Source organism: Lipingzhangella halophila (assembly GCF_014203805.1).
GTDB classification, from domain to species: Bacteria; Actinomycetota; Actinomycetes; order Streptosporangiales; family Streptosporangiaceae; genus Lipingzhangella; species Lipingzhangella halophila.
The window spans coordinates 3,249,364-3,270,320 of sequence record NZ_JACHJT010000001.1; the positions used below are offsets into that span (position 1 = coordinate 3,249,364).

Sequence of the window (20,957 nt, forward strand, 5' to 3'; positions counted from 1 at the left end):
CTGAGGCAGATCAACGGTGGGAGCGCGCGACCCAGCCTTCGAGCCCGTCCAGGAGCCGGTGCAGCCCGAACGCCAGGGCCTCGTGCAGCTCCCCCTCCGGCTCCGTTTCCGTGCCGGCACGCGGAAGGGGGTGCTCCTCTGCGAACACTGCCGCGAGCGCGGGGAACCGTTCCGGATCGGCGACGTCGGCCAGCAACCGCGCCAGTTCGTCGTCGGCCCGCCCCTCGGGGTCGGCGGCGGTGAGGTCCAGCGCGGTCTGGGCCATGCCGCGCACGGAGGACAGGACGTACAGGCCCGCGGATCTCGCCTCCTTCGGCGGCAGGCCGGCGCGCAGCAGCTGCGTGAGCAACCGGTCGAACCAGGCGAGCTGGTGGGGGCCCCGAGGGCCCCGTTCGACCGGGATGCGCAGGACCCAGGGATGGGCCGCGAACGACGCCCACAGCTCTCGGGTCCACCGCAGCACGGCCTCGCGCCAGTCACCGGCCTGCGCCAGATCAGGGGGCTCCCCCGCGGCGGCGTCCATCATCACCTCCAGCAGCAGATCCTTGCTGGGGATGTGGTTGTAGATCGACATCGTGGTGAAGCCGAGCTCGGCGGCGACGCGCTGCATGGACAGTGCCGCGAGTCCGTCGCGATCGGCCAGCCGGATCGCGCCGTGCGCGATCCGGTCCACGGTGAGGTTGCCCTTGGGGCCGCGCCGGCGGGGCGCGTCCTCGCCCCACAGCACCGCGATGCTGCGCGCCGGATCATCGGGCTTGTCGTTACGTGTCGCCATATGCCTTCCGTTCGTGCCTCACGCCATCATAAAACTATGTACGTCATACATCTCATATGTATGATGTACATAGTTTTGGTCCTCGTCGCTGCCAAGGAGTCCGTGATGGCCGCTCCTGTCTCCCCGCCCTCGTCCCCTCCGTCCCCTGCCCCGCGCCGCGCGCCCGCGTGGTGGCGCCGCCCGTGGATGGTTCCACTGTTCCTGCTCGCAGCCGCCTTCCTGGCCTTCTCCGTACCGCCCTATCTCACCCTCGACCCGTCGTTGGCCAAGTTGGAGCCGCCGCCGGGAAACGCGCTCTACTACCCGCTGCTGGTGGCGCACGTTCTCTTCGGCGCGGTCGCCATGGTCACCGGATGCCTGCAGGTCTGGCCGTGGCTGCGCCGTCAGCACCGGCGCGTGCACCGCGTCTCCGGGCGGGTTTATGTCTTCGGTGGCGTCCTGCCCGCCGGGATCACCGCCCTCTACATTGGCGTGCACACGCCCTTCGGGCCGTCGGTGCTGGTCAGTAACGTGTGGATGGCCGTGCTGTGGCTGGGCTGTACCGCCCTGGGCTGGCGCGCCGTGCGCCAGCGGCGCATGGACGACCACCGCACGTGGATGGTGCGCAGTTTCGCTCTGACCATGTCGATCATCATGACCCGCCTGCTGGCGGCGCCCGCGCTCCTCATCCTGTATCCGCGGATGGACACGATGTTCGGCGGTAGCGAGGAGATGCTGATGTACGTCTCGACCAGCATCAACACCTGGTTGGGCTGGACGCTGATGCTGGTGGTCGCCGAATGGTTCCTGCGGCGGCCGAGGAGCACACGCCAACGTGCCGGGACATCACAGCTAGATCGGTGATGGGGGTTCGTGGTGCGGTGCCCGGCGGGGCGGCGAGGACGGTGGTGGGCCGGCCCCTGGGTGATCGGTTCGGGTGCCCGGGGGTGTGGCGCCCGACGACCGGGGGTCTGGCCCGTGGCTGGGCCCGTCGGTCGTGGCTGTGGCGCCAGACTTCGGGGGAAACACGGCGAAACGGGCGGGTGTGGGTGCGGGTTCCGCGGCGAGGGTGTCCGTGGGGACATGTTCAGCGACGAGAATGTCCTCGCGGTCACTCTCGCTGCGGCCCATCGCCGAGAACGTCCGCACAGTCACCCTCGACGCGCGCCCCGCCGCCGGACGGCAGCACTGGCGCCCGCAAAGGCACGGTTCCCACAGAGCCGGCGCCCTCGCCGCCCTCGTCACGCGCGCAACCATCGGGCACCCGTAGCGATCACCCAAGGGCCAAGCCACTCGCCGCCCCCGCCGCCCTCGCCACGCACGTGTGACCCTGGGACGGTCAGAGGTCACACGCGCGTGTTTCGGCGGCCGTGGGAGGTACCCGCGGCCGGTCCGACCGTCCCGGCCCCTCAGGCGGCCTCGAAGTAGTGGCCGTTCTCCAGGTCCGCGAGGAGCCCCGGGTGGGTCGGCCGCCAGCCCAGCAACTCGCGGGTGATGGCGCTGGACGTGGCGTTGTCGAGGCCCACGAACCCTCCCAGGAAGTCGAAGTGGTCGCCGGCCTTCTCCGGTGCGACGCTGGTGGCCGGCACGCCGAGCTCGCGGCCGATCGCCTCGGCGATGTCACGGAAAGCCACGCCCTCGTCGGCGACGGCGTGCAGCCGCGTCCCGGCGGGGGCGGATTCCACCGCCAGCCGGTAGAGGCGTGCCGCGTCGAGGGTGTGCACCGCCGGCCAGCGGTTGGCTCCGTCGCCGACATAGCCCGCCACGCCCGTCGCGCGGGCGATGGAGATCAACGTCGGAGCAAAGCCTTGGTGGTCGAGCGTGCTGTGCACCAGCGGAGGGAGCCGGATGGCGGAGGAGCGCACCCCGTGCTCCCCCAGCGCGATCACCGCGTTCTCGGAGTCGATCCGCGGGCTGTTCTCCGCCACGTCGCGCTCGGTACCGGTGCGACCCGTGATGCCCGCGAACGCGAGCGACAGCGTTCCCGAGGTGCAGACGAACGGCTTATCGGACCCCTTCAGGGCCGCACCGATCGCCTCGACGGCCCGGAAGTCGGCAGCGTCGGCGCCCGAATAGTCTCCGGAGAGCATCGCGTCGTGCTTGAAGGCGAGGTGGACCACTCCGTCGGCAGCGGCGGCGGCCTGGGCCAGGCCGCCGGGGTCGTCGAGGTCACCGCGGTGCACCTCGGCGCCGGCAGCGGTCAGCGCGGCGGCGGAGTCCTCCGAGCGGGCCAGGCCGACCACCTGATGGCCCGCCCCGATCAGCTCGGGAACGACGGCGGAACCGATGTGGCCGGACGCCCCGGTAACGAAAACACGCATGGGAACCTCCCGATGAGTCGCCGCGACCGGTGCGGACACCGCGCCAGCGACGATTGATGTCACTTGGTGTCATCACCATAGCAGAGTCATGACACCAAGTGCCATCAGCTACTCTTGCCGCATGGGCAGATGGGAACCCGACGCACTCGGCCGGCTCCAGCAGGCGGCCCTCGCCCTGTACGGCGAGCAGGGCTTCGACAACACGACCGTGGCCGAGATCGCCGAGCGCGCGGGGCTGACCAAGCGGACGTTCTTCCGCTACTTCACCGACAAGCGCGAGGTGCTGTTCTGGGGCTCCCAGGAACTCGAAGAAGGGCTCGCGAGCGGGGTCGGCGCGGCCCCGGAATCCGCGGCTCCGCTCGACGCCGTGGGCGCGGCCCTGGAGGCCGCCAGCGGCTTCTTCGAGCAGCGCCGCGAGTGGGTGGTTCGGCGCCAGCGGATCATCACCGCGAACCCGGAGCTGCACGAGCGCGAGCTGATCAAGCTCGCGTCGCTGACCCGTGCCATCGCGGCGGCGCTGCGGGACCGCGGGGTCGACGATCCCACAGCGACCCTCACCGCCAAGGCGGGCGCCGCCGTCTTCGAGGTCGCCTTCGAGCAGTGGACCGACGAGACCAACCAGCGGCCGCTTCAGGAGCTCATCCGCGGGACGCTGGAAGAGTTCCGCGCCGTCGCGGACGCCCGGTGACCCCGCCGCGCCCGCGCCCGGCTCCGACCCGCACCGGCACGCCGCCGGAATCCCCGCAGTGGCCGCATTGTTGGAAGGCGCGTGAGTAGAGGCGAAGCGGCGCGGCCGGTGGAGGCCGTGGTGATCGGCGCGGGACAGGCGGGGCTGTCGGGCGCCTACTACCTGCGCCGCGCCGGGCTGGAGCCCGGACGCGACTTCGTGGTCGCCGACCACAACAGCGGCCCCGGTGGCGCCTGGCGCCACCGGTGGGACTCGCTGACCACCGAGACCGTGAACGGTGTGCACTCCCTGCCCGGGATGCCGTGGTCAGCGCCGAGCCACCCCGCACCGGTGAACGTCGCCGTCCCGGAGTACTTCGCCGCCTACGAGCACGAGTTCGGCCTGCGCGTGCACCGTCCCGTGAGCGTTCGCCGGGTCCATGACGGCCCCGAGGGGCGCCTGCGGGTGGAGACCACCGAGGGCACCTGGTCGGCGCGCGGCCTGATCAACGCGACGGGCACCTGGGAACGCCCGTTCTGGCCGCACTTCCCGGGCCGCTCGTCCTTCCTGGGGCGCCAGCTGCACACCGCCGACTTCGCGGGCGGCGCCGAGTTCGCCGGACAGCGCGTGGTGGTGGTCGGCGGCGGGGGTTCCGCCGCGGACATGCTGCTGGGCCTGCTGGGCGTGGCGCGCAGCCTCACCTGGCTGACCCGCCGCCCGCTGAACCTCATGACCGAACCCTTCACCTCGGAGCACGGGCGGGCCTCCGTCGCGGTGATCGCCGAACGGGTGCGCCGCGGCGAGGCGCCCGGCAGCATCGTCAGCGCGACCGGCCTGCACCTGCCCCCGGAACTGGCCGCCGCCGTCGACGACGGCCGCGTCACGCTGGGACGGACCTTCGACCGGGTAACCCCCGATGGCGTGGCCTGGGACGACGGCCGGTTCGTCCCCGCCGACGCCCTGCTGTGGGCCACCGGTTTCCGGCCGAGTGTCGCCCATCTGGGGCCGCTGAACCTGCGGGAACCCGGCGGCGGAATCCGGGTGGAGGGCACCAGGGCCGTCGCGGACCCGCGGATCCACCTGATCGGCTACGGCCCCACCGCCAGCACGATCGGCGCGAACCGCGCCGGACGCAGCGCCGTCCGCGAGCTCGCCGACCACCTGGGCGGTTTCCGCGCCGCCGAGGAAGTCCCGCTCGCGGGCTGAGCGAGGGGGCTGGTCAGGCGGTCTCGATGAGGTCGGCGGTCCCCGGCGTGAGCACCCGAGTGCCCCCGTCCCCGATCACGAACGTCTGGCTGAGCCCCACACCCGACCTGCCGAAGCGCCGGTAGGAGCCGGGCACGTGGAAGGCCATACCGGCCCGCAACGGCTCGTGGTTGTCGGCGGTCAGATAGAACGGCACCCCGTCCATCCAGTGCGGCTTGTGCGCCAGCCCGACCGGATAGCCGTACAGGTGGTGGAACACCACGCCCTCGGGGAGAGGGCCGGTGGCCTCCGCTGCGCGGGTCGCGACCTCGGAGCACGGGACGCCCGGTTTCGCGGTCTCCAGCACGGCCCGCAGCGCGCTCTGCGCCAGCTCGGCGAGCCGGCGGTCCTCGGCGCTGACCGGGCCGCGGACGAGGGTGCGCATGACCGGGGCGTGGTAGCGCCGGTGCGTTCCGGCGAACTCCAGAAACGTCGTTCCGGCCGCCAGCGGGCGGTCCGCCCAACTGGAGTGCGGAATGCCGGCGCGCTCCCCCGTCGCCACGACCGGCCCCCAGACGGACGGGGAGTCGGCGCCGCGGTACAGGGCGGCGGCGATCGCGGCGGCGACGGAGGAGTCGGTGGCGCCCGCACGCCCGGCCTCCGCCACCGCGGCCTCGGTTCCGGCGCGCGTGAGCGTAGCCGCCTGCTCCATGAACCGGATCTCCGCGGGCGAGAGCACCAGCCGGGCGCGTTCGACGAGGTGGTCGGCGTCGACCACGGTCAGGTCCAGGCCCCGCAGGATCTCCACCGCCCGCGGCGGAGTAGAGGCGTGCCCGAACTCAACCCCCACCCGCGCACCCGGTGGCAGCACGCGCGCCACGTGGTCCAGGTACAGCTCCAGCCCGCGCAGGGCGTCGGCGTATCCGCAGAAACGGATGTTGCCCACGCGGGACGTGGCCAGCGCCCGGCCGACTTCCAGGTCCGGGACGTAGAGGTAGGTCTCGGAGTCGGTGACCAGCAACGGCTGGGGCGCGGTCTCCATCGTGTGGTAACCGCAGAGGTACTCCACGCTGGAGGGCCGGAACACGAGCAGCGCGTCCACGGGACGGCGCGCCATCCGGTGCCGGACGTCGTCGAGGCGCGCGGCGTACTCGGCGTCATCGAAGGACGGCCCCTCGGCGGCCGCCACCGCGTCGCTGGCCGCGTCGGTCAACCACCCGGGCGACGCGCCCCGGCCCAGCCCGGCGACGTCCGTGGGGTACCCGTTGCGCGCTGTCTGGCCCATCGATCCTCGTTTCCGTATGGCGTTGGGGGCGTGGCGACAGCGGCTCGGGGGGACCACGCCATCGCATACGCACTGCCCTATGAACCCGACCAGCAGTGGCCGCTAGCCGGTGAACTAGTCACGTGGTTCCAACTTGGTCTGGGAGAGGAAAACAGCCCAAGCGGCCCGGTCGAACTCCAGGTGGAGGGCGTAGGGAGCCTTGGAGTCACGGACTGCGACGTGCTTCGCGATCTGCGCGACCTCGACGCAGTTGCTGTTGTAGCCGCTATAACTGGACTTGTTCCAAGAGCCCACTGGTGATGGGGGTCCGTGACGCGCGGAGATCATTTGGAGAGTCCTTCAAGAGTACGGAGGGCGTGCTCTATGGTAATCCGCGTCTGTTTGGGACTGGCGGCTGCCGCCCGTAGATGGTTCAGCAAGCGCACGTGCCGGTCGATGTCTGAGGGCTTGTCGAGGAGCAGCGTCCCGTTATAACTCTCGGTGCACACTGCTGCCACTTCCCGAAGGTGAAGGAGCGAGAAGGGCGGTTGTGGCAGCCCAGCATGCGCGCCTGCCGTATAAGGCAGGAGCTGCAGCGTCACGTTTCCATTGCCGGGGAGAGCAAGCAGGCTCTTGAGCTGCTCAGTCATGACATACGGACCGCCCACCTGTTGATGGATGACCGCTTCGTTGATGAAGAACCAGGTCTCAGGGATCTGTTCTCGCCATCGGTCCTGGCGTACCGCGCGTACGTGGACCTGACTGGCCAGCTCTTCCTCGGAGATTCCGGGTACGGCTGCTTGAACGACCGCGCGGGTGTAGTCCTCTGTCTGCAACAGGCCAGGCACCAGCGCCGACTCGTAGTTCTCGATCCGTGTGGCCTCGGCCTCAAGACCTATGTAGGTCCCGTACTCCTTGGCGATCCCGTACTCCTGCCACCAGCCGGGTGTGCGGGCTTGAGTACGTAGGTTCAGGATCCGGGCCGCCTCACCTTCGCCCACGCCGTAGTGTCCCAGCAGGAGCTTGAGATCCCGCGCCCGCGGAGTCATTCCAGCCGGGTCTTCCCATCGTGTGATGCTGCTGGGCGCCACATCGATTGCCTTGGCCGCGGAGTCCCTGGTCTGGTCCCCGCGTAGACGCCTTAGCTCGTGGGCGAGCTGCCACCGCCCCACCGTCGGACTACTCATGAAGGCATCATAACGCACAATCCGTACGGACATTGCTAACGCACCTTGCGTTTTAACCCCTCCGGCGAGACACTATCTGAGCAGGCTTGGTCACCCCGCGCCGATCAGGTGCTTCATCCCGGAAGGAACCCTCATGCCCTCTGACCGGATCCTCCCTACTCTCGACCTCGACGCCGAGGTCACCGCCCTGTGCCTGGAGGAGCGGCCGCAACTGTTCACTCTCGCCGCCGTCGACCACGAGGCCAACGACGGCGGGGTGATCGGCTGGATCCTGGCCTGGAAGCACCGCGTCGTCGTCTACTGGGACGGCCGCAGCAACGTCACCACCTACCGGACCCTCGCCGAGTTCTGGAAGCAGGCCAGCGAACACGAGCGCAGCAACGACGTGCGGATCATCCCCATGGACGGCCAGCCGATCCCCGATTTGGACTGAGCCGATCGTGGCTCGTCGGATTCGACCGCGATATGGGCTCCACCTTCAGCGCGTGCGGTGGAGCCAGCCCTCTACTCGGCCTCCAGGTCGGCGAAGGGGTAGTGCTCGCCTCGCTCCTCCAGCAGTCGGCGCACCTCGGCGAACCTGTCCGGATCTCTCTCGGCGAGCGCCTTCGCTGTTCCGCTATCTTCCAACAGCTCGGACTGCAACGCTGAGGCCGCCGGGTGCCCCTGTTCCACGGCGGCCCTCCACAAATCAACCTTCACTACCGCGTCAACACCCAAAACCCGCGCGACGAGACCGCTGGCGCCCTCGTGTCCGACGCGTTCCGACAACGCGTCGAGCACCCCCAAGACACCCTCTATGAACCCCCGATAGATTGCGCCGTGTCTCTGAAAATTCACCAATAGAATTTCCCCGAGGACGCGGGCGACCGTTTCAGGAGGAAGTATGTACGCGTCCTTCGCCAACTGGGTACAGAGCGCCGTCAAATCGACCCTGAGATCGAGAAACTTACCAAAACACCAGATATACCGGTCAGCTCTGTGCTCCGCGTTCTCTGAATCAGCCCTAGTGAGTGCGAGATCGAGTAGCAGGTGCGTCGGCGAGATAATGCCCTCTTCGCCATACTGCGCCAGCAAGGTTGCGCCGCCGAAATGCTTGTAGATGGGAGCAAACGCCATCATGAATGCGAGGCCAGACCCGTGCGACAAACATGAGAGATCACGAAAATCCGACTCCGCGACACTCGAAGCGGGAACGACAAAATCCTCGAACGCCTTTCCCGGACCCGTCGCCACCTCAAATTGATTGAGAAATTCTCCCGACTCTCGATAGGAAACCGGAGATCCGTCCTCGCGCTGGAAGGTCGTGGTCATCTCGGCGTGATGTCGGACTCGAATGGCTTCCATCATTCTTCGACTAGCCATTTTGGTGAACTGGCTTCTCCAGAGGTGAACGAAGTCGCCCCACGTCCCCGTATAACGGAGCAGCTCGTCCTCAGCAATCTGCCGCCCGCCTGCCGCGAACACCGCGAGGAGCACCAGGTTCGCTGAGTACGCCGCCAGCCGGGCCGTTACCCGTTCGGGCACCGGACTGTAGCCAGCCCTGTCCGGCACCTGGTCCAGAGACGACCCCAGCAGCTCGGTGAGAAGCGCGAAGCACTTCTCCCGGTTCTTCTCCCCCATCCCGAGCAGAAGCTGTTCGGCGAACTCCGGGACCACTTCCCTGCTGGTGATCGGCGCGAACGACAGCATGTCGAAGAGGAACCGGTGGTCGTCTTGCGGTTTCGCGAGCCCCTGCCCAGCGAGCACCTCACGGGTGCGCGCCATACGGTCCAGCTCGCGCACCACGCGCCAGGCCACCAGGAACTCCCCGAAAGTGGCGTGCAGGAACTCGAAGCTGCGTTCCCGCTGGGTGTCACGGAGCGCCTGGGACTCGTGGACAAAGAAGAACCTTCCGACCAGCAGCTGAGCAGCGGTGAGAGCCCGGTGGAAGTCGTCTCCCGCCGAGGTGGTGGCAGGCCCGGAGCCCAGCTTCTCCAGATCGCGGTCGAGCGCGGTCTCGGTGATCGACTGCTGTCCCCGCACGAACATGGCCAGCGCCGCCAGCGCCAACTGCTCCATCTCGCTCTGGACGGCTCGGTCCTCACTGTCGGCGGGCAGATCCGGCTGGCGCTTGCGAACCTCCCGCCGGGCGAAGTCGCGCAGGATCCGCTCGTACAGCTCCGCCCGGTTCAGTTCGGAACCGGAATTGCGCAGCGCGTTCGCCTCCGCGTCGTACAGCGCGAGCATGAGCAGCAGCAACGGCTGCTCGGCAAGCTCCCCGTGCGCGAGAACATCCTCGGCGGACAACGGGGTGATCCCGCGGCGCTGGAACTCCTCCCGGTTGGTATCGTTCCACACTTCCAGCCACGTCCGAACCTGGCCTTCGGTGAAGGGCTCCAGGCGGGCCACCACCGCCTCCTCGGGGTACCTCGCGCGGTCGGCTACCGCGGTCCGGCTGGTGACGAGCACCGCGACCGAGCGCCCAAGGTCGGACTCGCGCTCCTGGAACTCGGCCACCCGCGCCAGATAGTCGGACCGGTTCACCTGGGTGGCCTGCAACAGCTCGTCGAAGCCGTCCAGCAGCACCACCGGGAGCGCGCCAGCCTCGCCGGCCGCCCGGGCCAGGTCCGCCCAGGCGACCCGCTCCCCTGTCTCCTCGAACACCGCGTGCTCGATCTGTTCCTGGATGGCGCAGTCCGCTGGAACGGCACGAAGCGGCACCCGCACTGGGAGGAAGTCGTTCTCCGGCAGCCGCGCCGCCAGCACCCTGGTCAACACCGACTTTCCGGACCCCGGCTGGCCCAGCAGCATCAAGGGAGCGCGGATGGCCTGCTGGGCGGTCAGGTGTCCGACCAGGAACGCCTGGACGTCGTCCAGGCGCGTCTGACTCGCCCACCACGACTCCTCGACGGGCCTGGCCTGATGATCCGTCTCAGCGACCCGGCAGCACGGGTTCACGTACCCCGAGCCCAGTGTCGGGAACCGCACGCCTTCCACCGGGCCGGACACCGGGACAACCGGTTTGTCCAGGGCCTGACGGTAGCGCGCCGCCAGTTGGGCACGCCGCTCGTCGGCCCGGGCGCCGCTGCTCATCCCCGCGAGTAGTTCGGTGACACCTGCCAGCCCGGTCTCCATCTCGGCCAGCCGGTCGTGTACCCCACCGCCCACGCGCTCCACCGTTTCCCGGGTGGCCTGGCTGTCGACCTGCCCCGCCCACAGGGCGAACTCCGGGACGTCCGCCGCCAACCACCGGAACGCGTCGTCGTAGGCGTGCAGGGCGCGTTCGGGGAGATCCTGTGTCTCCCCGTCGAAGGCGTCGCGTTGCGCCTGCTCCAGCTCCTCCCACACGCGCAGTCCAACCACGAACCGGCGCAGCACGCTCATGGCGGTGGCGTAGTACTCGCGCATCTCCCGCCGGGCGTCCTCATAGGGCCGCTGCGGTGCGGGCATCGGAGGCCGGTAGTCCGCGAGGAAGGCCACCAGCTCGCCGTAGGAGTCCGCCAGGGTTCCCCCGGTGGCGAGGGCGGCCTGCTCCTCGCGGGACAGCTCCAGGTCGGCCAGCTTCAGCGGCGCATCCGAGGAGTCCAGCGCCTCATAGAACGCGGTGATAGCGATGATCGCGTGCGCCGCCGCGATCCGGTCCGTTCGGCCGATCCGGTTGATCCCGGTGAGCCGCTCACCGAGCGAACCGACGATCTGCCCGCCCCACCGCACCACCTCGTCCCGCAGCGCGAACAGGTCGAGCGCGCCCAGGGTGGCCACCTGCGCCGCCCCGGAAACCGCGCCGCCCACGCGGTTCAGCTTGTCCACGAAAGCGCTCTGCTCGCCGTCGAGCAGGGCGGTCGCGTCGCGGTAGGTGAACGGTCGGGAACGCCGAAGCGCAGGGGACATCGATTCTCCAGGGGAAGAGAGGGAAGGCCCCATTATTCCCCACTACGAGATCCCAGCCGGAATGAATCGCGAAAAACACGAAGGATGTCCGGAAACTCGATTCTCCTGATCCTGGAACCGAAAAACACGGGAGACACCGCCAACGGCAATACGCTGGCCCCATGGCGCGCAGCGTGGTCTTTCGCAATGGCGATCGCTCCGAGGAGGACGTGGACCCGAACCGGATGCCCGAACTCCACGGGCCGGGGACCGTTGCCTGGATGGCCTGCGACCCCGGCTCGTCGGATGAACTGGACGCCGCCGCCGCGCTCACCGGGATTCCTCGGGAACGGATCGACGCCGTGCTGACGCCGCATCGGCGGGACCGGATGTGGCGGTTCGACGAGCGTTACGCGATCCACACCCACATCATTCGCCCCGACCGCAACGAGGCGGAGGCGACCCGACTCGTGCTGCTGGTCTCCTCCGAGGCCCTGGTGACGTGTTGCGACGACCCCGACCTCGACATCGGTGACGTGCTAACCGGCACTCTCGACACCGACGCCCTCGCCCGCGCGGGAACAGCCGAGATCCTGCGCGCCATCCTGCAATGGCTGGTCACCGGGTATCAGAAGACCGCCCTGGAGATCGACGAGGGGATCGACGAGATCGAGGAGTCACTGTTCGAGGAGTCACCCACCGCGATCGACCGCGTCCAGCGCGACACCTATGGCCTGCAACGGCGCCTAGTGCTGCTCCGCCGGTCCGTGCTCCCGCTGCGCGAGGACTTCGCGGAGCTGCGGCACCTCACGTCGCGCTCCGGCCCAAGCATCGGCGAGCACCTTCCCGTCCGGCAACTCGACCACCTTCTCACCCTCATCGACTCCCTGCGGGAGATGCTGGTCTCGACGCTCAGCACCAACATCAACCTGCAGCAGAACCGCCTCAACAAGACGATGAAGAAGCTCACCGGCTGGGCGGCGGTGATCGCCATCCCCACGTTCATCACCAGTTGGTACGGGATGAACGTGCCGATGCCCGCCCAGACCGAGCTGCGGGGTGCGCTGCTCGCCAGTGCCGTCGTACTCGCCGGGGCGGCGGTGATGTACCTGATCTTCCGGCGCAAGGACTGGCTCTGACGAACCGGCCGCTCTTGCGGGATTCGCACCGAACCTGACCGTGCGGACACTTTCGGCACCGAAAACGACGCCACGGACACCCTCGATGCGGCCCACCGCCGCGCGGGAGCCCGCCGGCCGGGACATGCCAATGCGCTAACTGCTGTGAAACTCCGCGAAGTCCAGAGCGACGGTCGCGGCGCGCAGCAGGGTGGACAGCGGTTCCGGTAGCTGGGTGTAGTGGAGCTGGAGAACATGGTCCGAGACGTGGGTCTCGTAGCCGCGGCTGGTGTCGCGGCGTTTGGTGTCGGTGATCCGCGCGACCTCGTTCCCCTGGTGGTCCGTGGCGGTGTAGGGGCGGTCCTCCAGCGCTGTGCGGTTGGCGAGTCGACCCAGCACGCCCCGGCCCTGGTTCGGGTCGTGCTTTATGATCTGTCCCCACTGCCGTTCGTACGCGTCGCTGAGCTGATAGCTGCGCGCCGTCCCATCCAGCCGGCTCATCGTGACCGCGCCGAGGTGCTGGTCCACCGGCCCGGCTACCGAGATCGTCGTGCGGCGCCGGCCGCGGTTCTCGTCCAGCGCCAGCAAGCGCTGTTGCCAGGCATCGTCCACCACGAAACGGCAGGAGTTGGTCATGTGCTGGGCGAACTCGCTCCACAGCCGCTGCCCGACCCCCGTGCCCAGGTCCTCGTGGGCGTGGGCGAGGCGGCGGCCCGCCTGGTCGACGATGTCATAGCCGCGTTTGGAAGTGAACCGACCGACCTCACCGTGGGCGTACCGGGTGAAGAGCGGGTTGGTGTGAAAGAAATCCGACATGGCTCGCATTCGGGTTCGGAGGGCACGGCATCGAGTTCGGCAACGCGGTGCCCGTCCCGCCGGAGGGGGGAAAGACGCTCCGGTTTCGCCCACGCTCGAACGTATCCGAGCGCCGCGCCGCCCGCTAGCCCAACCGGCCACCGAAAGCCCCCGGCTATCAGCCAGTGGAGCCGGGAACGGCGCTCCCCCAATACGACCGCCCTTCGCTCCTAGCGTCGCCAGGAGCGAAGGGCGAGGGCACAGCCACGGTGCTCCGCGTGCGCGCACGGACCACCACGCCGCGCGTCCACCGGTGCGGGTGTCCCGGTGTCCACCGGCTCTCGCGCCCAGTGGTCACGCCTTCGCGGGTTCCTCCTTGGTCTCCTCTTCCGGTCCGACCGTGGTGGACAGCGGCTTCTCCTCGATGAAGAGGCTCGCCACCAGGCCGAGCAGCACGATCGGGACTCCGTAGAGGAACACCGGCGGCAGGGCCCCGGCGAACGCCTGGACGATCATCTCGCGTACCGGTTCGGGGAAGGACCGCAGCATCTCGGGCGTGAGCGAGTTGATGCCGCTTTCGCCTCCCTGGACCTCCACCCCCTCCGGCATGCCTCCGCGGTCGGCCATCCTGTCCTGCAGCCGGCTGACGAAGATCGAACCGAACACCGCGATCCCGAACGAGGCGCCGATCTGCCGGAAGTAGTTGTTCGCCGAGGTCGCCGCCCCGAGCGCGGCGCGCGGCGCGGAGTTCTGCACGATCAGCACCAGGTTCTGCATCACCATGCCGACCCCGAGTCCCAGCACCAGCATCGCGCTGGCGTTGTAGGAGTAGCCGGTGTTCTCGTCCATCCGGGACAGCAGCACCAGCCCGAGCATGATGGTCGAGGTCCCGATGATGGGCCACAGCTTATAGCGGCCGGTCGCGGAGATGATCCGGCCGGTGGTGACGGAGGAGCTCAGCATTCCGATCATGATCGGCAGCATCCGCAGCCCGGACTCGGTGGCGCTGGCGCCGTTGACCATCTGCATGAAGGTGGGCAGGTAGGCCACCGTCGAGAACATCGCGATGCCCACCGTGGCGCCGATCAGGGCGCACAGCACGAAGTTGCGTTCGCGGAACAGGTACAGCGGGAGGATCGGCTCGCTCGCGCGCTGCTCCACGAGCACCAGCAGGAACACGGTGACGGCCGCGCCCGCGCCGAGGCCGACGATGACCGGACTGCCCCAGTCGTACTCGCTGCCGCCCCAGCTCGTGAACAGCACAAGGCAGACGCTCGCCGACGCCAGCAGCGCGGTTCCGAGGAAGTCGAGCTTGGGCTTGGGCCCGCTCGGCTTGGGCAGCCGCAGCACCACCGCTGCGACGATCATCGCGAGCGCGCCGAGCGGCATGTTGATGTAGAAGATCCAGCGCCAGTCGAGGTGGTCGGTGAAGAACCCGCCGAGGAGCGGTCCGGCGACCGACGCCACGGCGAAGACCGAGCCCATCACGCCCATGTAGCGGCCCCGCTCACGGGCCGGAACGACGTCGCCGATGATCGCCTGGGCGCCGATCATCAGGCCGCCGCCGCCGAGTCCCTGCAGCGCGCGGAACAGGATCAACTGCGTCATGTTCTGCGCGAGGCCGCACAGGATCGAGCCCACAAGGAACATGGAGATGGCGAGCAGGAAGATGCTCTTGCGCCCGAAGATGTCGCCGGCCTTGCCGTAGATGGGCAGGCCCACTGTCGCCGCCAGCATGTAGGCGGTGATCACCCACGAGAGCTGCTCCAGGCCGTTGAGCTCGCCGACGATCGTGGGCAGCGCCGTCGAGACGATGGTCTGGTCGAGCGCGGCCAGCAGCATGGCCAGCATGAGGCTGAGGAAGATCCACCCGAGCCCGGGCCGGGGGCGGGGTTTGGCCTCGTCGGAGGTGGACACCGACGCGGAGTCCCCTGGTAACCGCTGTCCGGGTTCGGTGCTGCTCATACGGTGAACCTCGTTTTCCCCGTGGTTGTGGTGGCGAGCGGCGCGGCGGTCAGGCCGCGCGATGCGGGTTCGGAGCGGTCAACTCTTGGCGGGCGGCAGTAACGTCGCCTGGAGGGTGTCGAAGGTCTCGTCGAGCAACCGGCGCAGGTCGACGCGGGTGTCGCCGTCGACGGTCTCGATCCGGCGGACCGCGAACCGGGTCAGCGTCGCGGCGAGCGCCGACACGAGCTGCGGAGCGATGTCGTCGGGCCCGCCCCCCAGGCGGGCGGCCATGTCGTCGGCCATGGCGCGCTCCATGGAGACGAAGTTCGACATCATGCGCGGGACGAGTTGCGGCTCCTGCTCCACCAGGCGCTCGCGCATCCGGACCTTGGCCATGATCTCGCGCAGGTCGTCGTGGTCGCCGTCGGTGACCGAGGCGAGATAGGACTTCAGGTCCTCGATCAGGTCACCGGTGGGCCCGCCCCCGATGAACTCCTCGCGCGCCTCCGGTGAGGGCTGCGGCGGTCCGGTACTCACCAGCGCGTCGTCCTTCGACGCGAAGTAGTTGAAGAAGGTGCGGGTCGAGACGTCGGCCGCCGCGGCGATGTCGTCCACCGTCACCTTGTCCACGCCGTGTTCGAGCGCGAGACGCACCGCCTCGCGCTCGAGCGCACGGCGAGTCGCGAGCTTCTTCCGCTCGCGCAACCCCATATCTGCCCCCGTTTCCCAGCATCGCCGCCCACCATTCTCGGACATTTTTGCATTAAGTGCAAATCTGCACTTCCTGAAATCATTGGCTGCCTCTCAGTGACGCGCAGCAGCCGGCAAGCGGTGGGGCGGTGCTCTCGTCGGCGCGCCGCGCCGCGGCTACCGTGGCGGGCAGCACGTCGCGGTCGCGCCGACCGCGGTCGCGCGGAGCCCCTTCAGGGCTCGTACCCGTCCGCGGCTTCATTGCGACGTCCCTGGTCGCTGGACCATTGCAACGTGAGGAGTGAGCGGATGCGCCAGGCCGACCCGCCCGCCGAGCCCGCGGCACTGTCGCCGCACGAGGCCCGTGCACTGTTCCGCGCCGGGCTGCGCGTGCCCACCTCCGGGTACTGCGCCGGCCGCACCCAGGCGAACCTCATCGCGCTGCCGCGCGACCTGGCCTTCGACTTCCTGCTGTTCGCGCAGCGCAACCCGAAGTCCTGCCCCGTCCTCGACGTCGCCGAGGAGGGCGAGACGGGGGCGGCCATCCTCGACGGCGACCTGCGCACCGACCTGCCCGCGTACCGCCTCTACCGGCACGGTGAGCTGGTCGAGGAGATCGCCGACGCCCGCGGCGCGTGGCGGAGCGACCTCGTCGCCTTCCTCATCGGCTGCAGCTTCACCTTCGAGGGAGCGCTACTGGACGCCGGAATCCCGGTGCGGCACATCGAGTCCGGGAGCAATGTCCCGATGTACCGGACGAGCCGGCCGTGCCGTCCCGCCGGGAAGCTGTCCGGCCCACTGGTGGTGTCGATGCGCCCGGTTCCGGCCGAACGCGTGGCCGACGCCGTGCGCATCACCTCCCGCTACCCGGCGGTGCACGGCGCCCCGGTACACGTGGGCCACCCGGCCGCCCTCGGGATCGACGACATCGACCGTCCCGACTTCGGTGAGCCCGTCGAGATCCGCCCCGGGGAGACCCCGGTGTTCTGGGCGTGCGGCGTCACGCCGCAGGCCGCGGTCATGGCCTCCGCGCCGGAGTTCGCGATCGGCCACGCGCCGGGGCACATGGCCATCACGGACGCCCGCGACACCGCCTACCAGCTCCCCTGACCTCCGGCGGCCAGCCGGCGGAACCGGGCCCCTTAGTTCGCGATCCGGTGGCGGGCCAGCTCGTGCACCTCCGGCCGAGCGTCGGTGTCGGGGGCGTCGGCACCGGCCGACGCGCCGGAGGGGGCGACCTGGTCCCATGCGACCTCGGCGCTGCGGCCACTGAGGGACAGGGTGGCCAGCACGTTGCCGTACCAGGGCCCGCGGTCGAGCCGCCAGGCCAGTGCCGGGCGCCGGACTCCGGCGAGGCGCGCGAGCACGGCCGCGGCCGCGCCGGCGACCGGCGACGCGGCCACCCGGGTGAGCTTGCCGATCAGCGACGGCATCCTGTTGCGCAGCGGCGAGGAAACCAGTTGGGCGATCGCGGTGCCCGAGGTACCCGTGGAAACGCCCTCCACGCCCGACCGCCGAGCCCTCCCGCGCGGGCGCGCCCGCGCGAGATAGGAGAAGTGCACGTCGCCCCCGAGGAACAGCACACTCGCCGGCGCGGCACCCCGTTGGCCGGCCGCCACCTGCGTGATGGAGTCGGCCACCCAGCGGAACGACCTCTGGAACGCGGCCCAGTGCTCCAGGTCGACGGCCTGGCGCAGCTTCTCACCGGGGCCGCGCAGCGCACTCCCCCAGCTCCCCGCGCACACGGCCTCGTTCCACGCCTCCAGATGGTGCACGCTCGCGGGCAGCAGGTACGGCAGCGTGCTGGCGATGACCAGGTGGTCGACGTCGCCGGTGAACTGCTTGTCCAGCCACACCCGCTCTTCCCGGTCGAGTATGTTGCGTTGCCGGTCGTCGTCGACGACCCGGCCGCATCGGGTGTCGATCAGCACGAGGCGGGTGTTGCCCACATTGTGCCGGTGGCTCCAGCGGTAGCTGTACGGGTCGATGTGGGCGCACCAGGCGAAGGCGTCCACGACCCCGCCGGCGTCGTCCTCCGCGAGGACCTTGCCGAACACGGGATCGGCGCGGCGCTGTTCCGGGGAGAGGTTACCGAGATGCTGGTAGATCCAGTAGGCGCCGAGGCCCGACGTTATGCGGGGCGCCCACCACGGGTTCTCGGCGATTTCGCGGCGCCAGGTACCGGAGGTGTTCCAGTCGTCGCGGATGTCGTGGTCGTCGAAGAGCATGAGGGTCGGCACGGTCGACAGCAGCCAGCGGATGTCCGGGTCCGTCCACGCCTGCCGGTACAGCTCGGCGTACTCGTCGAAGAAGACGACCTCGTCCTCGGGCGGCTCCGCGGCCGCGCGGTCCGGGTTGGCCCCAGCGGTGGCGGTGGGGGCGGCGCGGCTCTCGCGGAGGTACTGCCGCATCTCGGGTTGCAGCTCGTCGGCGTAGACCTGGTCACCGATCAGCAGCAGGTACGTGGGCTCGGCGGCGCCGGCGGTCGCGCCGGGGCCCTGGGCCCTTCGCTGGTCGGCGAGCCGCAGCGCCTGGGCGCGGAGCATGTCGGTGCCGTAGGTCCGCTCCGTCTCGGGCGAGTGGTCGGTGGCCATGTGGCAGGAGCCGAACAGGATACGCACGGGCGCGGAGTTGTCCAGTGTGCGCACGAGGCTCGGCGGGTACTCGGAGCCGGCTTCGGGCCACACCGGCACACCGTCGAGCTGGACCTCGTAGGGTGCCGCCGAGCCAGGGGGCAGCCCGGTGAGCTCGCAGACGGCGTAGTGGTGGCCGTGCACGGTGAAGGTCGGTGCGTCGGCCCGGTGGCCGGCCGCCGTGACAGTGACGGAGCACGCCGCGTCGGTCTCCACCCAGATGGTCGCCGATGTCTCCGTCACCTGCCGAAGCATCGGGCCAAGCCGTAAAGCAGCGCCCATGTCCACTCCTTGTCGTAGTGCCCGTTCCGGGACCGGGTGACCCCGGCCGTGGCCCGTCCCGTCCGGGCGGTACCGAGTATGCCGACGTTGGGTCCCGATGTCAGATCAGCTTGGGGGAACAGCACCGCTGCGTCTGGTCATCCTGACGGCACGGGCCGCGGAGGTTGGAACCGCGGATCAGGTGGGTAAACGTTGCCGCATGCGGACAAAACTCATCGATCTGCATACCGGTGGCGCCGAGAGCGTCACCGATATCACGGCGCAATGTCGCGAGTTCACCTCCGAAACCGGTGGTGACGGGCTGCTGCACGTCTTCGTCCCACACGCGACGGCCGGAGTGGCGATAATGGAGTTGGGCGCGGGCTCGGACGATGACCTGCTCGCGGCCCTGCGGGACCTGCTCCCGCCCGACGACCGGTGGCGGCACCGCCACGGCTCGCCGGGACACGGCCGTGATCACGTCATGCCGGCGATGGTGCCGCCGCAGACCGCGGTCCCGGTGCTCTCGGGCCGGCCCGAGCTGGGGACCTGGCAGTCCATCGCCATCGTTGACCTGAACAAGGACAACACCAGCAGGAACGTACGGCTGTCCTTCTTGACGAGCCCGGTTAACGGAGCAGGATGGTAGGTGCGGAGTCACAGGGGGGCGGTGACGCGTTGACGGGACAGGCCCCCACCGTGTGAACTAAGCGAGCAACGGCGGGATCGACCCGATAACGGGCCGCGTACGGCCGGGCCCGTCCCCACGACGGGCGACGCAATAAAGAGTGTGGAGGAGGACTTTCGTGAGCGCGACCGCGGGCCAGGCACAAAGCGAACGCGGCCTGGCCGATCGACTCGGGTTCAAACCGGGTCAGGTGGTGCAGGAATTCGGTTTCGACGACGACGTGGACGAGCAACTGCGCGCGTCGATCGCCGAGCGCACCGGTGAAGAGCTGGTCGATGAGGACTACGACGGCGTCGTGGACGCCGCGTTGCTGTGGTGGCGGGACGACGAGGAGGACGATCTTACCGACGTTCTCGTCGACGTTCTCGGGGCGGTCGAGGGTGGCGGGGCCATCCTGGTGCTGACTCCCAAGGCCGGCCGCGAAGGCCACGTGCCGCCGAACGACGTTGCCGAGGCCGCGACCACCGCCGGACTGTCGCAGACCAGTGCTGTCAGCGCCGGAGCCGACTGGTCGGGGACCCGCCTGGTTGCCCCCAAGATGCAGCGGTGACTCGATCCCGTCGCACCCGGTCCGGAGCCGTGTCCGGGTGCCGCTTGGCCTAGGGTGAGCTAGGAAGTGTGCCGCCCGTCCAGATGGGCGGGCGGCAGGCCACTAGTGCGATACCTACGGCTAACAGAACGCGGAATGTGAGGACGGACATGTCGATCGAGGCCGGCCAGAGCGCACCCGACTTCGCGCTCACCGATCAGCACGGCCAGACCGTGCGGCTGTCGGACTTTCGGGGCCGCAAGAACACCGTGGTGGTGTTCTACCCGCTGGCGTTCTCCGGTGTGTGCAGCGGCGAGCTGTGCGAGATCCGCGACAACATCGGTGAGTTCCAGACCGACGACGTGCAGTTGCTGAGCATCTCGGTCGACTCGATGTTCGCGCACCGCGCGTGGGCCGACCAGGAGAACCTGGAGTATCCGCTGCTCTCGGACTTCTGGCCGCACGGCGAGGTCGCCCGCAGCTACGGCGTCTTCGACGAGGACAAGGGCGTCGCCGTGCGGGGCACTTTCCTGATCGACAAGGAGGGTGTCGTCCGCTGGAAGGTCGTCAACCCGATCTCCGAGGCTCGCGACCTCGACTCCTACCGCAAGGCGCTCGCCGAGCTGAGCTAGGTGAGTGCGATGGTGGGAGCGTGAGCGGCCGTGCCGCCCGGGCTCCCACCAAGGAAAAGCCCCTGCGCGCCGGAGGATCGTGCGATACCGTGCCGGTACCGCTAGGGAGCTGGCCGCCTGCGGGCGGGGCAGCCACCGGGAGCGGTACCGGGCACGGCTCCGGCGGGATCGGGCGGCCACCACGGCGTGCTGGGGCCCGTTCGCGGGGGTGCGTCAGCGCGCCCGCCCGGCACGGGCGCGGTTCCGGTCCGCTGCCGCCGAACGCAACACGGTCCCATCGCATGCCGTGAAGCGGTACGATTTTTCCGCACGGCCACAACCCATTCGGGCGCGTAGCTCAGTCGGTTAGAGCTCTCGGCTTACAACCGAGCGGTCGGAGGTTCGAGTCCTCTCGCGCCCACCAGACAATCACGGCAGCAGCCAACCCACGATGGGCT

Annotated in this window: 19 protein-coding genes and 1 tRNA gene; 10 read left to right on the plus strand and 10 right to left on the minus strand. The window is 69.3% G+C overall.

What is annotated here, in order from left to right:
• Positions 1–10: 10 nt before the first annotated feature.
• Positions 11–775, minus strand: a complete 765-nt coding sequence (locus tag F4561_RS15015) for a TetR/AcrR family transcriptional regulator (protein WP_184579583.1) — start codon at positions 773–775, stop codon at positions 11–13.
• A gap of 105 nt (positions 776–880) precedes the next feature.
• Here F4561_RS15015 and F4561_RS15020 point away from each other — a divergent pair, with 105 nt between their 5' ends.
• A complete protein-coding gene (locus F4561_RS15020; RefSeq protein WP_184579585.1) occupies positions 881–1,618 on the plus strand; it encodes a DUF2306 domain-containing protein in 738 nt (245 codons plus the stop codon).
• A gap of 545 nt (positions 1,619–2,163) precedes the next feature.
• On the opposite strand, the gene F4561_RS15025 is transcribed toward F4561_RS15020, so the two are convergent.
• The gene (locus F4561_RS15025; RefSeq protein ID WP_184579587.1) at positions 2,164–3,075 is read right to left on the minus strand and encodes an SDR family oxidoreductase; all 912 of its coding nucleotides are present in this window, start codon (positions 3,073–3,075) and stop codon (positions 2,164–2,166) included.
• A gap of 121 nt (positions 3,076–3,196) precedes the next feature.
• Here F4561_RS15025 and F4561_RS15030 point away from each other — a divergent pair, with 121 nt between their 5' ends.
• Both F4561_RS15030 and F4561_RS15035 read left to right on the plus strand, forming a co-directional pair.
• Positions 3,197–3,763, plus strand: coding sequence for a TetR family transcriptional regulator (locus F4561_RS15030; RefSeq protein ID WP_184579589.1), 567 nt, complete (start codon positions 3,197–3,199; stop codon positions 3,761–3,763).
• Positions 3,764–3,844: 81 nt separating this feature from the next.
• Positions 3,845–4,948 (plus strand): NAD(P)-binding domain-containing protein, encoded by a 1,104-nt coding sequence (locus F4561_RS15035; protein WP_312885281.1) that lies wholly within the window; start codon positions 3,845–3,847, stop codon positions 4,946–4,948.
• Between the two features lie 13 nt (positions 4,949–4,961).
• Here the strand turns inward: F4561_RS15035 and F4561_RS15040 are convergent, their stop codons facing one another.
• From F4561_RS15040 to F4561_RS15050, 3 genes are all read right to left on the minus strand, one after another.
• Entirely contained in the window at positions 4,962–6,212 is a 1,251-nt protein-coding gene (locus F4561_RS15040; RefSeq protein WP_184579591.1) for a M24 family metallopeptidase, read from the minus strand.
• 114 nt (positions 6,213–6,326) lie between these two features.
• Positions 6,327–6,539, minus strand: a complete 213-nt coding sequence (locus F4561_RS15045) for a DUF397 domain-containing protein (protein WP_184579592.1) — start codon at positions 6,537–6,539, stop codon at positions 6,327–6,329.
• On the minus strand, positions 6,536–7,378 hold the full coding sequence (locus F4561_RS15050; RefSeq protein WP_184579595.1) for a helix-turn-helix domain-containing protein: 843 nt from the start codon (positions 7,376–7,378) through the stop codon (positions 6,536–6,538). The genes F4561_RS15045 and F4561_RS15050 overlap by 4 nt, the downstream gene beginning before the upstream one ends.
• Before the next feature lie 133 nt (positions 7,379–7,511).
• Here F4561_RS15050 and F4561_RS15055 point away from each other — a divergent pair, with 133 nt between their 5' ends.
• Complete coding sequence (locus tag F4561_RS15055) at positions 7,512–7,811, plus strand: hypothetical protein (RefSeq protein ID WP_184579596.1); 300 nt, start codon at positions 7,512–7,514, stop codon at positions 7,809–7,811.
• A 71-nt stretch (positions 7,812–7,882) separates the two neighbouring features.
• Here F4561_RS15055 and F4561_RS15060 read toward each other — a convergent pair whose 3' ends face one another.
• A complete protein-coding gene (locus tag F4561_RS15060; RefSeq protein WP_184579598.1) occupies positions 7,883–11,248 on the minus strand; it encodes an NACHT domain-containing protein in 3,366 nt (1,121 codons plus the stop codon).
• A gap of 161 nt (positions 11,249–11,409) precedes the next feature.
• Here F4561_RS15060 and F4561_RS15065 point away from each other — a divergent pair, with 161 nt between their 5' ends.
• A complete protein-coding gene (locus F4561_RS15065; protein WP_184579600.1) occupies positions 11,410–12,366 on the plus strand; it encodes a magnesium transporter CorA family protein in 957 nt (318 codons plus the stop codon).
• A 135-nt stretch (positions 12,367–12,501) separates the two neighbouring features.
• Here F4561_RS15065 and F4561_RS15070 read toward each other — a convergent pair whose 3' ends face one another.
• The 3 genes from F4561_RS15070 to F4561_RS15080 all read right to left on the minus strand — a co-directional run bounded on the left by F4561_RS15070 (position 12,502) and on the right by F4561_RS15080 (position 15,798).
• The gene (locus tag F4561_RS15070; protein ID WP_184579602.1) at positions 12,502–13,161 is read right to left on the minus strand and encodes a hypothetical protein; all 660 of its coding nucleotides are present in this window, start codon (positions 13,159–13,161) and stop codon (positions 12,502–12,504) included.
• Between the two features lie 333 nt (positions 13,162–13,494).
• Positions 13,495–15,105 carry an MDR family MFS transporter gene (locus F4561_RS15075; RefSeq protein WP_184579604.1) on the minus strand — a complete coding sequence of 537 codons (1,611 nt, stop codon included), beginning with the start codon at positions 15,103–15,105 and terminating at the stop codon, positions 13,495–13,497.
• 78 nt (positions 15,106–15,183) lie between these two features.
• Positions 15,184–15,798, minus strand: a complete 615-nt coding sequence (locus F4561_RS15080) for a TetR/AcrR family transcriptional regulator (RefSeq protein ID WP_184579606.1) — start codon at positions 15,796–15,798, stop codon at positions 15,184–15,186.
• A gap of 288 nt (positions 15,799–16,086) precedes the next feature.
• Between F4561_RS15080 and F4561_RS15085 the strand changes: the two genes are divergently transcribed.
• Positions 16,087–16,887: a putative hydro-lyase gene (locus F4561_RS15085; protein ID WP_221446020.1), complete on the plus strand. Its 801-nt coding sequence runs from the start codon at positions 16,087–16,089 to the stop codon at positions 16,885–16,887.
• 32 nt (positions 16,888–16,919) lie between these two features.
• On the opposite strand, the gene F4561_RS15090 is transcribed toward F4561_RS15085, so the two are convergent.
• Positions 16,920–18,692: a DUF7800 domain-containing protein gene (locus F4561_RS15090; RefSeq protein ID WP_184579608.1), complete on the minus strand. Its 1,773-nt coding sequence runs from the start codon at positions 18,690–18,692 to the stop codon at positions 16,920–16,922.
• Positions 18,693–18,891: 199 nt separating this feature from the next.
• Between F4561_RS15090 and F4561_RS15095 the strand changes: the two genes are divergently transcribed.
• The 4 genes from F4561_RS15095 (at position 18,892) to F4561_RS15110 (ending at position 20,923) form a co-directional block, all read left to right on the plus strand.
• Positions 18,892–19,320: a YjbQ family protein gene (locus tag F4561_RS15095; protein WP_184579610.1), complete on the plus strand. Its 429-nt coding sequence runs from the start codon at positions 18,892–18,894 to the stop codon at positions 19,318–19,320.
• A 157-nt stretch (positions 19,321–19,477) separates the two neighbouring features.
• Complete coding sequence (locus F4561_RS15100; RefSeq protein ID WP_184579612.1) at positions 19,478–19,909, plus strand: DUF3052 domain-containing protein; 432 nt, start codon at positions 19,478–19,480, stop codon at positions 19,907–19,909.
• 149 nt (positions 19,910–20,058) lie between these two features.
• Entirely contained in the window at positions 20,059–20,520 is a 462-nt protein-coding gene (locus F4561_RS15105) for a peroxiredoxin (RefSeq protein ID WP_184579613.1), read from the plus strand.
• A 326-nt stretch (positions 20,521–20,846) separates the two neighbouring features.
• Positions 20,847–20,923 (plus strand) — tRNA-Val (locus tag F4561_RS15110).
• Positions 20,924–20,957 lie beyond the last annotated feature (34 nt).

What these genes read in the sequence shown, in the direction of transcription:
- F4561_RS15015 (WP_184579583.1), bottom strand. Translation starts at nt 775, where the DNA reads ATGGCGACACGTAACGACAAGCCCGATGATCCGGCGCGCAGCATCGCG.
- F4561_RS15020 (WP_184579585.1), top strand. Translation starts at nt 881, where the DNA reads ATGGCCGCTCCTGTCTCCCCGCCCTCGTCCCCTCCGTCCCCTGCCCCG.
- F4561_RS15025 (WP_184579587.1), bottom strand. Translation starts at nt 3,075, where the DNA reads ATGCGTGTTTTCGTTACCGGGGCGTCCGGCCACATCGGTTCCGCCGTC.
- F4561_RS15030 (WP_184579589.1), top strand. Translation starts at nt 3,197, where the DNA reads ATGGGCAGATGGGAACCCGACGCACTCGGCCGGCTCCAGCAGGCGGCC.
- F4561_RS15040 (WP_184579591.1), bottom strand. Translation starts at nt 6,212, where the DNA reads ATGGGCCAGACAGCGCGCAACGGGTACCCCACGGACGTCGCCGGGCTG.
- F4561_RS15045 (WP_184579592.1), bottom strand. Translation starts at nt 6,539, where the DNA reads ATGATCTCCGCGCGTCACGGACCCCCATCACCAGTGGGCTCTTGGAAC.
- F4561_RS15050 (WP_184579595.1), bottom strand. Translation starts at nt 7,378, where the DNA reads ATGAGTAGTCCGACGGTGGGGCGGTGGCAGCTCGCCCACGAGCTAAGG.
- F4561_RS15055 (WP_184579596.1), top strand. Translation starts at nt 7,512, where the DNA reads ATGCCCTCTGACCGGATCCTCCCTACTCTCGACCTCGACGCCGAGGTC.
- F4561_RS15060 (WP_184579598.1), bottom strand. Translation starts at nt 11,248, where the DNA reads ATGTCCCCTGCGCTTCGGCGTTCCCGACCGTTCACCTACCGCGACGCG.
- F4561_RS15065 (WP_184579600.1), top strand. Translation starts at nt 11,410, where the DNA reads ATGGCGCGCAGCGTGGTCTTTCGCAATGGCGATCGCTCCGAGGAGGAC.
- F4561_RS15070 (WP_184579602.1), bottom strand. Translation starts at nt 13,161, where the DNA reads ATGTCGGATTTCTTTCACACCAACCCGCTCTTCACCCGGTACGCCCAC.
- F4561_RS15075 (WP_184579604.1), bottom strand. Translation starts at nt 15,105, where the DNA reads ATGAGCAGCACCGAACCCGGACAGCGGTTACCAGGGGACTCCGCGTCG.
- F4561_RS15080 (WP_184579606.1), bottom strand. Translation starts at nt 15,798, where the DNA reads ATGGGGTTGCGCGAGCGGAAGAAGCTCGCGACTCGCCGTGCGCTCGAG.
- F4561_RS15085 (WP_221446020.1), top strand. Translation starts at nt 16,087, where the DNA reads ATGCGCCAGGCCGACCCGCCCGCCGAGCCCGCGGCACTGTCGCCGCAC.
- F4561_RS15090 (WP_184579608.1), bottom strand. Translation starts at nt 18,692, where the DNA reads ATGGGCGCTGCTTTACGGCTTGGCCCGATGCTTCGGCAGGTGACGGAG.
- F4561_RS15095 (WP_184579610.1), top strand. Translation starts at nt 18,892, where the DNA reads ATGCGGACAAAACTCATCGATCTGCATACCGGTGGCGCCGAGAGCGTC.
- F4561_RS15105 (WP_184579613.1), top strand. Translation starts at nt 20,059, where the DNA reads ATGTCGATCGAGGCCGGCCAGAGCGCACCCGACTTCGCGCTCACCGAT.